This is a genomic window from Rhizobium leguminosarum bv. trifolii WSM2297 (genome assembly GCF_000271845.1).
Genome location: NZ_JH719395.1, coordinates 3,815,233 through 3,827,793 on the forward strand (window position 1 = coordinate 3,815,233; position 12,561 = coordinate 3,827,793).

Below are 12,561 nucleotides of genomic sequence, written 5' to 3' on the forward strand. Positions count from 1 at the left end.
GATGATTCCGCAGGAGATCATCCGGCGCAAACGTAACGGCGAGGAACTAGGCCCCGCCGATATCAACTCCTTCATCGCGGCTCTCGCTGCCGGCCATCTGTCGGAAGGCCAGATCGGCGCATTCGCCATGGCTGTCTGGTTCAAGGGCATGTCGCGGGCCGAAACCGTCGCTCTGACGCTGGCGATGGCCAATTCCGGCGACCGGCTGCAATGGGCTGACATCGACCGCCCGGTCGCCGACAAACATTCGACTGGCGGCGTCGGCGACAATGTTTCGCTGATGCTGGCGCCGATCACTGCTGCCTGCGGCCTTGCCGTTCCGATGATATCGGGGCGCGGCCTCGGCCATACCGGCGGCACGCTGGACAAGCTCGAATCCATTCCAGGCTATAGGATCACCCCGGATGCTCACCTGTTCCACAAGGTCGTGAAAGAGGCGGGATGCGCCATCATCGGCCAGACCGGAACCCTGGCGCCTGCCGACGGCAGGCTTTATGCCGTGCGCGATGTGACCGCCACCGTCGATTCCATTCCCCTCATCACCGCCTCCATCCTGTCGAAGAAGCTTGCTGCCGGGCTTCAGACCCTGGTGCTTGACGTTAAGGTCGGCAACGGCGCCTTCATGGCCGACCGCACCCAGGCCGAGATCCTGGCCCAGTCGCTGGTCGAGGTGGCCAATGGCGCCGGTGTCAAGACTTCGGCGCTGATCACCGACATGAACCAGCCGCTCGCCGATGCCGCCGGCAATGCCGTTGAAATGCGCAACTGCCTGGATTTCCTGGCGGGTGGGAAGGCGGACACCCGGCTTCAGACCGTCGTTCTTGCCTTCGCCGCCGAAATGCTGGTGAAATCGGGCATTGTCGCGTCGTCTGACGAAGCCGAAGGGATGGCGCGTCGGGCCTTGTCATCGGGGAGGGCGGCCGAGATCTTCGCTCGCATGGTCTCCATGCTCGGCGGTCCGGCCGATCTCATCGAAAAGCCCGACAAATATCTGGCCAGGGCGCCGGTGAAAAAACCTGTTCCGGCCAGCCGGGCCGGCTGGCTTTCCGCCTGCGATGTCCGAGGTATCGGCGTCAGTGTCATCGATCTCGGCGGCGGAAGACGCCATCCCCAGGACCGGATCGACCACCGCGTCGGCTTCTCCGAACTCCTGCCGCTCGGCACCCGCGTCAGCGCCGGCGAACCGATTGCGGTGGTTCACGCCGCCGACGAAGCGGCGGCGGAAAGGGCAGCGGCCGCGCTTGCCGCGCACTACCGCATCACCGAGGAAAAGCCGGAACAGACGCCGGTGATTTCGGCCAGGATCTGACGCGGTTTACTGCTTGAGGCTGAGCGAACCGTCGGCGACGGAATAGGAGGCCAGCTTCCGCAGGAAGCTCATGCCGACCAGCGTCGTCGTCAGTGCATCGTCCTTGAGCACGAAGGCTTCGACCTCCCGCACGCGGATGCCGCCGATTTCCACCCGGTCGAGCATCACATGCGCCGCCTTCGTCTGGCCGTTGGCGGTGTTCACCCCATAGCGGAAATCGAGTTGGTTGGCCGTGTAGCCGAGCCGGCGGGCAAGCGTCTCGTTGAGCGCGACATAGGTGGCGCCGGTGTCGATCAGGCCCTGCACCGGCTTGCCGTTGATCTTGAAGCTGCCGGTATAGTGGCCCTGCGCATCCGCCTGCAGACGGATCGCATTGCTGGCGGGGACCGGCGCGGGGGCGGCTGGCTTGTCGCTTTCGGTCGATAGATAATTGGCGGAGAGGGCGTCGGCGGGATGCTCGCCGGTGTTTCCGAAGAAGGAGGGCGCCTGTGTGGCCAGCACCGCGGCGATGCTGGCGAATATGACGGTACGCACGAGCATGAAACAGAAATCCTTCCTGTATAAACCCGGCTTCATGCAGGGCCTCATGCTTCCAGCTTGCTAAGCCTCAAATCCTGATAAGTCGCTAAGATCGATAGAAAAAGGCCCGGAACGAACGATCCGGGCCTAAACTCTTTCGATTTGGTAAAGGAACGCTGAAACTATTTGGTGCCGTACATGCGGTCGCCGGCATCGCCGAGGCCAGGCATGATATAGCCCTTCTCGTTGAGATGACTGTCGATCGATGCGGTGAAAACCGGAACATCGGGATGGGCGGCGCGGAAGCTGCGGATGCCTTCCGGGGCGGCAAGCAGGCAGAGGAAGCGGATATTGTGGGCGCCGCGCTCCTTGAGCTTGTCGATCGCTGCAATCGATGAATTGCCGGTCGCCAGCATCGGGTCGACGACGATGATCAGGCGCTCGGCCACATCTTCCGGCGCCTTGAAGTAATATTCGACCGGCTGCAGCGTCTCGTGATCGCGGTAGACGCCGATATGCGAGACGCGGGCGGAGGGCACGAGATCAAGCATACCTTCGAGCAGTCCGTTGCCGGCGCGCAGGATCGAGGCGAAGACCAGCTTCTTGCCCTCGAGGATCGGCGATTCCATCGTCTGTAGCGGCGTCTCGATTGTTGCCATGGTGAGTTCGAGATCGCGGGTCACCTCGTAACAGAGCAGCGTAGAGATTTCGCGCAGCAGGCGCCGGAAACTTCCCGTCGATGTCTCCTTGCGCCGCATGATGGTGAGTTTGTGCTGCACCAGCGGGTGATCGATGACCGTAACGCCGTCCATGGGGAAGCCTTTCATTCTTTCTATCGAATGTTTCTTTCACGGAAATCGGCCCGACTGCAAGAGTGGAGGCCAATTTGCGCCGATCATCCCCAGCCTCTTAAGGCTTCACATTTAGCCCTTAGAGCCGGGCGAGCAGGGCCTTACGGGTCGCTTCGTCGACGAAGGCCGCCTCGATCGCCGTGCGCGTCATGGCATCGATCTCGGCGTCGCTGAAGCCGAAGGCCCCGGCGGCAAGCTCGTATTCCCGCGCGAGCGAGGTATGGAAAAACGGCGGATCGTCCGAGCTGATCGTCACCCGAACGCCCGATTCCTTCAGCCGGCGCAGCGGATGCGAAGCAAAATCGGGAAAGACGCCGAGCGCTATATTGGAGCCCGGGCAGACCTCGAGCACGGTGCCGAGATCGGCAAGCCGCTTCACCAGATTGAGATCCTCGACGGCGCGCACGCCATGGCCGATGCGCGCCGGGCGCACCGCATCGAGCGCGTCGGCAACGCTGAAGGCGCCGCAGACCTCGCCGGCATGAATTGTCAGCCCCAGGCCCGCATCCCGGGCGATATCGAAGGCCCTGATATAATCGGCGACGCGACCCATGCGCTCTTCGCCGGCAAGATTGAAGCCGGTGATCAAAGGGTTGCCTGCCTTGGCAGCGTATTCGGCGGCACCGATCACACTCTCCGGACCGAAATGCCGCTCGCCGGTGACGATCAGCCGGGCCTCGATGCCGCTCTTTTCCCTGGCCCGCCGGATCCCTTCGCAGATGCCTGAGATATAGGCATCGGCGCCGAGCCCGATGCGTTTCCCATGGTCGGGCGAAACGATCAGTTCGCTGTAGATCGTATGGATACCGGCTAGTTCGTCGAGATAGGTTTCGGTCAGAAGCGCATAATCCTCCTCGGTCCTGTAGACCTCGGAAACCTTGTCGTAACATTCGAGGAAGCTTGCGAAATCATGCCAGACATAGGCGCCGTCGCGAAGCTCTCCGCTGATATCGACGCCGTATTTGCGCGCCTGCGCCTCGGTGAGTCGAGGCGGTGCCGCACCCTCCAGATGGCAGTGCAGCTCGACCTTCTTCAAATGCGATGTCACAGAAAACTCCTTCCGTGCGATCCGGTCGGAATGCCGAGATGGCGCGCGATACTTTCGCCGATATCGGCATAGCTGCGGCGCACGCCGATCGAACGTGACCGGATGCCGGGGCCATAGGCGATGACAGGTACGCGCTCGCGCGTGTGGTCGCTGCCGCGCCAGGTCGGATCGCAGCCGTGGTCGGCGGTGAGCACGACGAGATCGCCGGGCTTCAGTTTCTTGTGGACTTCGGGCAAACGTGCATCAAAGGCTTCGAGGGCCGCGGCATAACCCGGCACGTCGCGGCGATGGCCGTAAATCATGTCGAAATCGACGAAATTGGTGAAGACGAGATCGCCGTCCTCGGCCTCGTCGATGGTGGAAAGCGTCGCATCCATCAGCGCCTCGTTGCCGTTCGCCTTGATGACCCTGGAAATGCCCTGATGCGCGAAGATGTCGCCGATCTTTCCCACCGCATGCACGTGCCGGCCGTGCTCGATAATCCGGTCAAGCAAAGTCGGTTCCGGCGGCAATACGGAGAAATCGCGCCGGTTTCCGGTGCGCTGGAAGGTGGAGAAGGACTGGCCGATGAAGGGCCGGGCGATGACGCGGCCGATATTGTAGCGATCGAGCAGTCCCCGAGCTATCTGGCAGAAAGCAAGCAGCCGTTCGAGGCCGAAATGCACTTCGTGCGCTGCCACCTGGAAGACCGAATCCGATGAGGTGTAGCAGATCGGCTTGCCGGTTCGGATATGCTCCTCGCCGAGCCGGGCAATGATCTCCGTTCCCGAAGCATGGCAGTTGCCGAGAATGCCGGGCACATCTGCCGCTTTGCACAGCGCCTCGATGAGTTCCTCGGGAAAGGCATCGCCCTCTATCGGAAAGTAACCCCAGTCGAACGTAACAGGTGTTCCCGCGATCTCCCAATGGCCTGAAGGCGTATCCTTGCCGCGGGAAATTTCGCTGGCGGCGCCATAAATACCATAGACCTTCTCGGGGACGGGCATGCCGGCCGGGAAACGGCCCGAGGCGGAGCGTGCGATCTGCATCAGCCCGAGTTCCGACAGGTTGGGCAGGGAAAGAGGCCCGCTGCGCAATCCGGCGCGATCTCCCGCTCCGGCCGAGCAGAATTCGGCGATATGACCGAGCGTATCGGCACCCTCGTCGCCATAGGCCGCCGCATCCGGCGCTCCGCCGACGCCGAAAGAATCCAGAACGAAAAGAAAGGCACGCGCCATTTTACACCCGAATAAGCCAATCGCCGGCCTCTGGAGTGCCAGAGGTGACGGGGATCCAGCCATATAATGCTGCGGCCGGCTTGGCAAATTTGAGTTGGGGAAGAGGTGTCAGCAGTCGCCGCAGGGGATCGATTCGCCCTGCCGCTGGCGGTAGTAGAAACTGCGGCTGATGGTAATCGTGCGCATGCCATCCGGCATGAAATTCGGCGCAAACAGGAACATCGTATAGGGGATGCTGAGCTCGGTGCGAACGAGGAAACTGTTCGCCGTCTTCATGTCAGCCGGCACATTGCTCACGGTCGTGTTCTTGCCATAGGGCACCGTGCCGTCCTGCGCCCAGGACCACAGCACCTTCGCATTGGCGCCGGTGTCGATGGTAATGCCGGTGATCTTCAATCTCAGCGATGTCGTGTTATAGGGCACGAAGATCGAGTTTGCGACCGACGGCATCTGCGCGAGCGTGCTCTTGGTGATGGATTGCTGCTGGGTGACGAGGTCGGCGATTGAACCTGCGGCGCGTGTCACCCGCTTGCTGACGCTGAGGCCGACCGTGATCTCGAAAGCGCCGATATAGAGCATGACGAGCACGGGAAAGAGGATCGCGAATTCGATCGCGCCGGCGCCGTTGCGCTCTCGGGCCAGCCGCCGCGCCGTCAATACCAGTCTGGTGAACGGGTTGAGAAGCGCCATTATGGATACTGCTCGTTCTGGAAGGCCGCGGTGGCGACGATCAGGTAATCCCTCGGCATCGAACCGTCGGAGGGCCGTATCGTCGCGATATAAGGCCGGACCAGATCCGTGATGATTTCCCAGCGGTAGTAGGCGCGGACCATGTTGATGGCGCCGGTGCCGCCCGGTGCATATTTGAAGGCAGCCGTGTTGAGGTCCGCATATCTGTCGGTGGAGAGCTTGGGAATCGTCGTCGGAATGGCCAAGAAGGTGCTGAACGTCTGCACATCCAGGTAGAGCTTGCTCGGCGTAGCCACTTCGGTCGCCGAGCAGCGGATCAGGATCGAGATCTCATTGCAGAAAGCCTGGCGGAACTGCGTCTGGCTCATATCGGTCGTGCGGCCGAGATTATAGGTAATCTGCCCGGTTCGCATCTTGCGGCTCATCGTATCGACCGCGTTGGAGACGAGTTCCTCGGCAGCAAAGGCGACGAAGGTTTCGAGGATTGCGAAAATCACCAGGAAATAGGGAATGGCGAGCAAGGCGAATTCGATCGCCGCAGCCCCCTCGCGCGAGCCGGCGAGAGCGCGAAACCGCAAGAAACGGAACGGCGCTGGGGAATGCGCCTTATCCGTCTTCTGATCAATTACCGTCATAGCCTGGACCCGAGCGACATTCTCTGTCCGCCACACTAGGATCCGTTCGTTGATTTTCCGTTTCAGTGTGACACGACGATTTTAACGAATGGCCGAAGAAGTGAGATAAGCCAATCAGGGCGAGGTGGCGGCGGTAGCCGCCTGCTGTGCATGCTGCTCGCAGTTCGGCGTGCACGACAGCACCGAGCGTTCAGTTTGCCGGTAGACGCGCACCGTATTGCCCTCATCGATCGACACCAGAATGCGCTCGTCGAGGATCGCATTGCCGTCGGCATCGAGCAGCACCAGATTGGTGGTGCCAAAGCTGCGTCCGGTGAGGACGATGGTTTTGGCGTCGGCGACGGTCGCATCGGCGACTTTGGCATTGCCGACAATGACCTTGCTGACGGGGCGGTCGAGCTTCAATACGCGCGCGTGATCCATATAGACGCGCAGCATGTCATCGTCTGCGGCCGCGGAAACTCCCGAAATACCGAAAACGGCGATCATGCCGGCAAAGAAAATGGTTTTGCCGCTCGATGACATTTGGTCCTCTTTCACGATCACAGCGCAATATCGCCATAGAATGGAAAAAAATGGTGAACGAAGCCTTAAGCCAGTAGCCTTGTTCCGCAATGACGCGTGGTGAGCCGATTTGGTACGGCCTCTGGAGGCGCTCGCGACGGTTACAGGTCGGGCCTGTGCTATTTCCGGATGAATGCAGCTGATATAGCAGGAATATTGTTAAATATTGAGGGAAGCCCATAAGGAAATACTTACTCTACAAAGGCATGTTGTCTCGTTCAAATCTCGTTAACTCTTTTCCTTAAGTGGATGGAAACGCCCATTCGCTAGGTTGCCGTCATCCGATCAACGGCAACAGTTGGCGGACGTGCTGAACATCAACTGGAGTTAGGAGTTACCATGACCAAGCTTTTTAGCCGTTTTCTGAAGGACGAATCCGGCGCGACCGCAATCGAATACGGCCTGATCGCCGCTCTCATTTCTGTAGCGCTCATCACCGGCGCAACGGCGCTTGGCGGCAAGATCGGCAACACGTTTAACGGCCTGAGCACCAAGATGACGACAGCTGAGACCGCAAGCGGCGGCTGAGCTGACTACCGCCACGCGGCGTAGGGACGATGCCGGCCGGATTTGCTTCGGCCGAACTTTCGAGCGGGCTCACAGGCTGAACGGCCGTGAGCCTTTTCGTGTCTTGCTATGATCGGATATGAGCATGATCGCAGCTGCAGTCTTCGTGATACTGCCACTCTGCCTGGCTATGGCGGCCTTCTCGGATCTGTTCACCATGACGATCCCGAACCGCGTTTCCCTGATCCTCGCCGCCTCGTTTTTCGTCCTCGCGCCGCTGTCCGGTCTTGCAGTTCAAACGATCGGCATGCATCTCGCCGCAGCGGCCATCGTCTTTTCGGCCTGTTTCACTCTTTTTGCCTTCAATGTGATGGGCGGCGGCGACGCCAAGTTGTTGAGCGCCACCGCGCTCTGGTTCGGTCTGAACCAGTCCCTTCTTTTCCTGATGACCGATGTCGCAATGATCGGCGGCCTGATCACCTTGTTGATCCTGATGGTAAGAGCGCAATCGGATACGATCCTCGCCATCGGCCTGCCGGTGCCGAACTCGATCCTCATCGCCAACAAGATCCCCTACGGCATTGCGATCGCGATCGGCGGCTTCCTCGCCTTTCCTTCCTCGCCGCTCTTCCTCGCTGCGCTGGAAAGCCTGAAATAACGGCATTTTAAATGCCCGTTAACTTAAAATGTAAGCGTTCCATTAACCATAATTATACCAATTGCTGAGCATTCTGCAGGGCGAACATATCGTGCCCTGAGGAATGATCGATGAAACCGGCCCGCCTTATAATCCTAGCTGTCGCCCTGGTGGCAGCCGGCCTCGCCGGCTTCCTGGCGATGCAAATGGCAGGCAGTGGCGGTGTCGTCACCCAGGTTCAGTCGGTTATCGAGAAGGAACCGACCGTCAACATCCTCGTCTCCAGCGCCAATCTGGCGGTTGGCGAAAGGCTGAGCGACCAATCGGTTCATTGGATAGCCTGGCCGCAGGGCGGCGTCGTCCCCGGCCTGATCACCGAAGCCGACAAGCCGGATGCAATCAAGGATCTGCAGGGTGCCGTCGTGCGTCTGCCGATCTTCGAAGGTGAACCGATCCGGCCGGAAAAGATCGCCGATTCCAACAGCCGCATCCTTTCCTCGTTATTGCCGGCCGGCAAGCGCGCCGTCGCGACCGAGATATCGGTGGCGACAGGTGCCGGCGGTTTCATCCTGCCAAACGACCGCGTCGACGTCATCATGGTCCGCAAGGGCACCGAGGCCAATAAACTCATCACCGAAACCGTGCTGAGCAATGTCCGTGTCCTCGCCATCGACCAGCAGATCCAGGAAAAGGACGACGGTTCGAAGTCGGTGGTCGGCACGACCGCGACGCTCGAGCTCACGCCCGACCAAACGAAGGTTCTCGCTGTCGCCCAGCAGATGGCGGACCGGCTGTCGCTGGCGCTGCGCTCGGTTGCCGATGCGCAGGAGCAGGATACCAGCGCCGCCGACTATCTGCTGAGCGGCGATAACGGCAGTGCGATCATCCAGGTCATCAAATCGGGCGCCATCGTTACCGATGCCGGCGCAGCGCCGAAAGCGGAGTAAGAGGACGTGCAAATGGGCAATTCAAAGCGGCGCGCCGGGCTTCTCCTGACAGGTTGCCTGTCACTGGCAGTCGGCGTCTCCGGTATTGCGCCGGCCTCTTTCGCGCCGCTTTTAGGATCAAGCGAGGCGCGTGCCGATTCCGACAATCTCGTCCGCATCTCACAGACCGGCCGTGATGCCCACCGCCGGCTGAAGCTTGGGCTGAACAAGGCCGTCGTCGTCGATCTGCCCGAGGATGCGCATGATATCCTCGTCTCCGATCCGACCATGGCCGATGCCGTCACCCGCACCTCCAGGCGCATCTACCTGTTCGGCAAGAAGGTGGGACAGACGAATATCTTTGTTTTCGGCGCCGGCGGGCAGGAGATCGTCAATCTCGACATTGAGATCGAGCGTGACGTTTCCGGCCTCGAAGTCAATCTCCGCCGCTTCATTCCAGACTCCAATATCAACGTCGAAATCGTCTCCGACAATATCGTGCTGACCGGCACCGTGCGCACCCCGCAGGATGCCACACAGGCGGCCGATCTGGCGCAGGTCTTCCTGAAGGGCGGCGAGGCGACGACCAGAACCGAGACGGCGTCCGGCACTGGTGGCGACAGTTCGGTGGCGCTCTTTGCCGAAGGCCGCCAGAGCTCGCAGGTTGTCAACCTGCTGCAGATCGAGGGTGAGGACCAGGTCACCCTCAAGGTGACGATCGCCGAGGTCCGCCGCGAGGTGCTGAAGCAGCTCGGCTTCGACAATCTGGTTTCCAATTCTTCCGGCATGACGGTCGCCCAGCTCGGCAGCCCCAATGCCGACAGCGCTGCATCAACAGTCGGCGGCGGCCTGGCGGCGCTCTTCAAGAGCTCGATCGGCAAATACGACATTTCCACCTACCTCAACGCGCTGGAGCAGGCCAAGGTCGTCAAGACGCTCGCCGAGCCGACGCTGACGGCAATATCGGGCCAGGCCGCAACCTTCAATTCCGGCGGTCAGCAGCTTTATTCGACGACCGATAGTAACGGCAACGTCACCGTCGTGCCGTTCAATTACGGCATCAACCTCGCCTTCAAGCCAGTGGTGCTGTCATCGGGGCGCATCAGTCTGGAGATCAAGACCAATGTCTCCGAACCGGTGGCTGGCAGCGGCAACGCCACCTATCAGCGCCGCTCGGCGGAGACTTCGGTGGAACTGCCCTCGGGCGGCTCGATCGCGTTGGCCGGCCTGATCCGCGACAACATCTCCCAGACGATGGGCGGCACACCAGGTGTTTCGAAGATCCCGCTACTCGGTACCCTCTTCCGCCAGAAGGGGTTCGAGCGTCAGGAAACCGAGCTCGTCATCATCGCAACCCCCTATCTGGTGCGGCCGGTGGCGCGCAATCAGCTCAACCGGCCGGACGATAATTTCAGCCCCGAGAACGATGGCGCAACGTTCTTCCTCAACCGTGTCAACAAGGTCTATGGCCGCCGCGAGGCGCCCGTCGCCGATGCGCAGTTCCACGGCTCGATCGGGTTCATATACAAATGAGCGGGGCAGGATCGGCAGCAATGGACGAGAACAGAGATCAGGCGATGGCCCATATGAAATCGACAAAACCCCGCCTCGGAATCTCGAAGGCGCTGCTCGCCGCAGCCGGCGTTTCGGCCGCGATTCTTTCCGGATGCGCCGGCCCGCACGACCAGCTGACAACAGGCGGTATTCCGGATGATTACCGCGCCCGCCACCCGATCATCGTGACGGAAGCGGAGCAGACGGTCGATATACCTGTGGCTTCCACCGATCGCCGCCTGACCATCGCCCAGCGTGACCTCATCCGCGGTTTTGCCGCAAACTACATGGCCCGCGCCTCGGGTCCGGTTTACGTGCTGTCGCCGCAAGGCTCGCCGAATTCGGCGGCGGCCTATCAGCTGCGCAATCAGGTCCGTGCAGAGCTGACTTCAAGGGGAATCGCAAGCTCGAAAATCGTCAACACCTCCTACGCCGCGGTCGGCCCCGGCGATGCGGCGCCGATCCGGCTGAGCTTCACCGGCACCACTGCGATCACCACCCAATGTGGTCAGTGGCCGAAAGACATCTCGAACGATTTCACCAACCAGAACTATTATAATTTCGGCTGTGCCTCGCAGAACAACCTCGCCGCCCAGATCGCCAATCCGGAAGATCTGGTGGCGCCTCGCGGCATGACGCCGATCGACGCGCAACGGCGGAACAACGCGATCCAGGAATACCGGACGACGACATCGACGATCGAGGATGTCGCCGGCAGCGACAGCAGCTTCTGAGGCGGAACGGGACGATGAGCGCCATCGAATACGAAATCAAAAATCCGAGCGAGCTTCGCCACGCCGAGGAGGCGGTGCGCATGGCGGATCTGGAAAACATGCGGCCGCTGCCACGCATTTCCGTGCATGCCTTCTGCGAGAGCGAAGCGCTGCAGCAGGTCATGGAACGCTGCGCCAATGATCGGCGGATGGCCAAGGTCAGCTTGCGCATTACCAGCGGTGGCATCGCCGCTGCCGCCAATATGTTTTCGGGCGCCCCGACGCCGAATCTGATCATCCTTGAGACCAAGGCGAATTCCGGGAGCCTTCTCGGTGAACTGGCGCCGCTCGCTGCCGTCTGCGACCCGACGACCAAGGTCGTGATCGTCGGCCATTACAATGATATCGGGCTCTATCGCGAACTCATCCGTAACGGCATCTCCGAATATATAGTCCAACCGGTGGCAATGCCCGATATTCTGACGGCAATGGCTTCGATCTTCGTCGATCCGGAAGCCGAGCCGCTCGGCCGCAGCATCGCCTTTATCGGATCGAAAGGCGGCACCGGCGCTTCGACCATCGCGCATAACTGCGCCTTCGGCATTTCCAATCTTTTCTCCACCGAGACCATCCTGGCCGATCTCGACCTGCCCTATGGCACGGCGAACATCGACTTCGACCAGGATCCGGCCATGGGCATCGCCGAAGCGGTCTTCGCGCCCGATCGTCTCGACGAGGTCTTCCTCGACCGTCTGCTGACGAAATGCTCCGAGCATCTTTCCCTGCTTGCGGCACCCTCGCTGCTCGACCGCGCCTATGATTTCGACGGCCAGGCTTTCCAGCCGGTGCTCGATGTCCTGCAGCGCAGCGCGCCCGTTACGGTTCTCGACGTTCCGCATGCCTGGTCGGAATGGACACGCTCGGTGCTTTCGAGCGTCGACGAAGTGGTCATCACCGCGGTTCCCGATCTCGCCAACCTGCGCAATGCCAAGAACATGCTGGACGCGCTGCGCAAGATGCGGCCGAACGACAAGCCGCCGCATCTGATCCTCAATCAGGTCGGCATGCCGAAACGCCCGGAGATTTCACCGTCGGATTTCTGTGAGCCGTTGGAGATCGATCCGATCGCGATCATTCCCTTCGACATCAATCTTTTCGGCAACGCCGCCAATAGCGGTCGGATGATCTCGGAAGTCGACCCGAAATCGCCGACGGCGGAGACCTTTTCGCAGATATCGCACATCGTCACTGGCCGTGTCGCGATCAGGAAGGCGAAGAAGGGCGGCCTCCTGGGCCTCCTGAAGCGCAAGTAGACGATGAGCAATTCCTGCAAAACTGTGCAGCGGTTTTGCCAGGCAAAGCGCAAAGCGCTTTTGCCGGGAATTGCTTGA

14 protein-coding genes are annotated in these 12,561 nt (G+C 60.8%); 7 read left to right on the forward strand and 7 right to left on the reverse strand.

The annotated features are described in order from the left end of the window. The first annotated feature begins 1 nt into the window (after position 1). Positions 2 to 1,309, forward strand: a complete 1,308-nt coding sequence (gene deoA / locus RLEG4DRAFT_RS33585) for a thymidine phosphorylase (RefSeq protein ID WP_003583515.1) — start codon at positions 2 to 4, stop codon at positions 1,307 to 1,309. Positions 1,310 to 1,315: 6 nt separating this feature from the next. Here deoA and RLEG4DRAFT_RS33590 read toward each other — a convergent pair whose 3' ends face one another. The 7 genes from RLEG4DRAFT_RS33590 to RLEG4DRAFT_RS33620 all read right to left on the reverse strand — a co-directional run bounded on the left by RLEG4DRAFT_RS33590 (position 1,316) and on the right by RLEG4DRAFT_RS33620 (position 6,794). Further along, positions 1,316 to 1,885: a TIGR02281 family clan AA aspartic protease gene (locus tag RLEG4DRAFT_RS33590; RefSeq protein WP_003583517.1), complete on the reverse strand. Its 570-nt coding sequence runs from the start codon at positions 1,883 to 1,885 to the stop codon at positions 1,316 to 1,318. Between the two features lie 125 nt (positions 1,886 to 2,010). After that, positions 2,011 to 2,640: a uracil phosphoribosyltransferase gene (gene upp / locus RLEG4DRAFT_RS33595; protein ID WP_003583519.1), complete on the reverse strand. Its 630-nt coding sequence runs from the start codon at positions 2,638 to 2,640 to the stop codon at positions 2,011 to 2,013. Positions 2,641 to 2,758: 118 nt separating this feature from the next. After that, on the reverse strand, positions 2,759 to 3,727 hold the full coding sequence (locus RLEG4DRAFT_RS33600; RefSeq protein ID WP_003583521.1) for an adenosine deaminase: 969 nt from the start codon (positions 3,725 to 3,727) through the stop codon (positions 2,759 to 2,761). Then, positions 3,724 to 4,944, reverse strand: a complete 1,221-nt coding sequence (locus RLEG4DRAFT_RS33605) for a phosphopentomutase (RefSeq protein WP_003583523.1) — start codon at positions 4,942 to 4,944, stop codon at positions 3,724 to 3,726. The genes RLEG4DRAFT_RS33600 and RLEG4DRAFT_RS33605 overlap by 4 nt, the downstream gene beginning before the upstream one ends. A gap of 108 nt (positions 4,945 to 5,052) precedes the next feature. Next, a complete protein-coding gene (locus tag RLEG4DRAFT_RS33610; RefSeq protein WP_003583526.1) occupies positions 5,053 to 5,634 on the reverse strand; it encodes a TadE/TadG family type IV pilus assembly protein in 582 nt (193 codons plus the stop codon). Beyond that, positions 5,634 to 6,269: a TadE/TadG family type IV pilus assembly protein gene (locus tag RLEG4DRAFT_RS33615; protein ID WP_037094497.1), complete on the reverse strand. Its 636-nt coding sequence runs from the start codon at positions 6,267 to 6,269 to the stop codon at positions 5,634 to 5,636. Before RLEG4DRAFT_RS33615 ends, RLEG4DRAFT_RS33610 begins: the two co-directional genes overlap by 1 nt. 114 nt (positions 6,270 to 6,383) lie before the next feature. Further along, positions 6,384 to 6,794 (reverse strand): pilus assembly protein N-terminal domain-containing protein, encoded by a 411-nt coding sequence (locus RLEG4DRAFT_RS33620; RefSeq protein WP_003583529.1) that lies wholly within the window; start codon positions 6,792 to 6,794, stop codon positions 6,384 to 6,386. A gap of 378 nt (positions 6,795 to 7,172) precedes the next feature. Here RLEG4DRAFT_RS33620 and RLEG4DRAFT_RS33625 point away from each other — a divergent pair, with 378 nt between their 5' ends. The 6 genes from RLEG4DRAFT_RS33625 (at position 7,173) to RLEG4DRAFT_RS33650 (ending at position 12,483) form a co-directional block, all read left to right on the forward strand. Next, positions 7,173 to 7,361 carry a Flp family type IVb pilin gene (locus tag RLEG4DRAFT_RS33625; RefSeq protein WP_003583530.1) on the forward strand — a complete coding sequence of 63 codons (189 nt, stop codon included), beginning with the start codon at positions 7,173 to 7,175 and terminating at the stop codon, positions 7,359 to 7,361. Between the two features lie 124 nt (positions 7,362 to 7,485). Next, entirely contained in the window at positions 7,486 to 7,998 is a 513-nt protein-coding gene (locus RLEG4DRAFT_RS33630; protein WP_003583532.1) for an A24 family peptidase, read from the forward strand. 110 nt (positions 7,999 to 8,108) lie between these two features. After that, on the forward strand, positions 8,109 to 8,924 hold the full coding sequence (gene cpaB / locus RLEG4DRAFT_RS33635) for a Flp pilus assembly protein CpaB (protein ID WP_003583534.1): 816 nt from the start codon (positions 8,109 to 8,111) through the stop codon (positions 8,922 to 8,924). A 12-nt stretch (positions 8,925 to 8,936) separates the two neighbouring features. Further along, positions 8,937 to 10,436, forward strand: coding sequence for a type II and III secretion system protein family protein (locus tag RLEG4DRAFT_RS33640; protein ID WP_003583536.1), 1,500 nt, complete (start codon positions 8,937 to 8,939; stop codon positions 10,434 to 10,436). Continuing rightward, a complete protein-coding gene (locus RLEG4DRAFT_RS33645; RefSeq protein WP_037094498.1) occupies positions 10,433 to 11,191 on the forward strand; it encodes a CpaD family pilus assembly protein in 759 nt (252 codons plus the stop codon). Before RLEG4DRAFT_RS33640 ends, RLEG4DRAFT_RS33645 begins: the two co-directional genes overlap by 4 nt. 14 nt (positions 11,192 to 11,205) lie before the next feature. After that, positions 11,206 to 12,483, forward strand: a complete 1,278-nt coding sequence (locus RLEG4DRAFT_RS33650; protein ID WP_003583540.1) for an AAA family ATPase — start codon at positions 11,206 to 11,208, stop codon at positions 12,481 to 12,483. Positions 12,484 to 12,561: the final 78 nt, after the last annotated feature.

Excerpts from the sequence above, each read along its gene's own strand:
- deoA (WP_003583515.1), top strand. The coding sequence starts at position 2 with ATGATTCCGCAGGAGATCATCCGGCGCAAACGTAACGGCGAGGAACTA.
- RLEG4DRAFT_RS33590 (WP_003583517.1), bottom strand. The coding sequence starts at position 1,885 with ATGAAGCCGGGTTTATACAGGAAGGATTTCTGTTTCATGCTCGTGCGT.
- upp (WP_003583519.1), bottom strand. The coding sequence starts at position 2,640 with ATGGACGGCGTTACGGTCATCGATCACCCGCTGGTGCAGCACAAACTC.
- RLEG4DRAFT_RS33605 (WP_003583523.1), bottom strand. The coding sequence starts at position 4,944 with ATGGCGCGTGCCTTTCTTTTCGTTCTGGATTCTTTCGGCGTCGGCGGA.
- RLEG4DRAFT_RS33610 (WP_003583526.1), bottom strand. The coding sequence starts at position 5,634 with ATGGCGCTTCTCAACCCGTTCACCAGACTGGTATTGACGGCGCGGCGG.
- RLEG4DRAFT_RS33615 (WP_037094497.1), bottom strand. The coding sequence starts at position 6,269 with ATGACGGTAATTGATCAGAAGACGGATAAGGCGCATTCCCCAGCGCCG.
- RLEG4DRAFT_RS33620 (WP_003583529.1), bottom strand. The coding sequence starts at position 6,794 with ATGTCATCGAGCGGCAAAACCATTTTCTTTGCCGGCATGATCGCCGTT.
- RLEG4DRAFT_RS33625 (WP_003583530.1), top strand. The coding sequence starts at position 7,173 with ATGACCAAGCTTTTTAGCCGTTTTCTGAAGGACGAATCCGGCGCGACC.
- RLEG4DRAFT_RS33630 (WP_003583532.1), top strand. The coding sequence starts at position 7,486 with ATGATCGCAGCTGCAGTCTTCGTGATACTGCCACTCTGCCTGGCTATG.
- cpaB (WP_003583534.1), top strand. The coding sequence starts at position 8,109 with ATGAAACCGGCCCGCCTTATAATCCTAGCTGTCGCCCTGGTGGCAGCC.
- RLEG4DRAFT_RS33640 (WP_003583536.1), top strand. The coding sequence starts at position 8,937 with ATGGGCAATTCAAAGCGGCGCGCCGGGCTTCTCCTGACAGGTTGCCTG.
- RLEG4DRAFT_RS33645 (WP_037094498.1), top strand. The coding sequence starts at position 10,433 with ATGAGCGGGGCAGGATCGGCAGCAATGGACGAGAACAGAGATCAGGCG.
- RLEG4DRAFT_RS33650 (WP_003583540.1), top strand. The coding sequence starts at position 11,206 with ATGAGCGCCATCGAATACGAAATCAAAAATCCGAGCGAGCTTCGCCAC.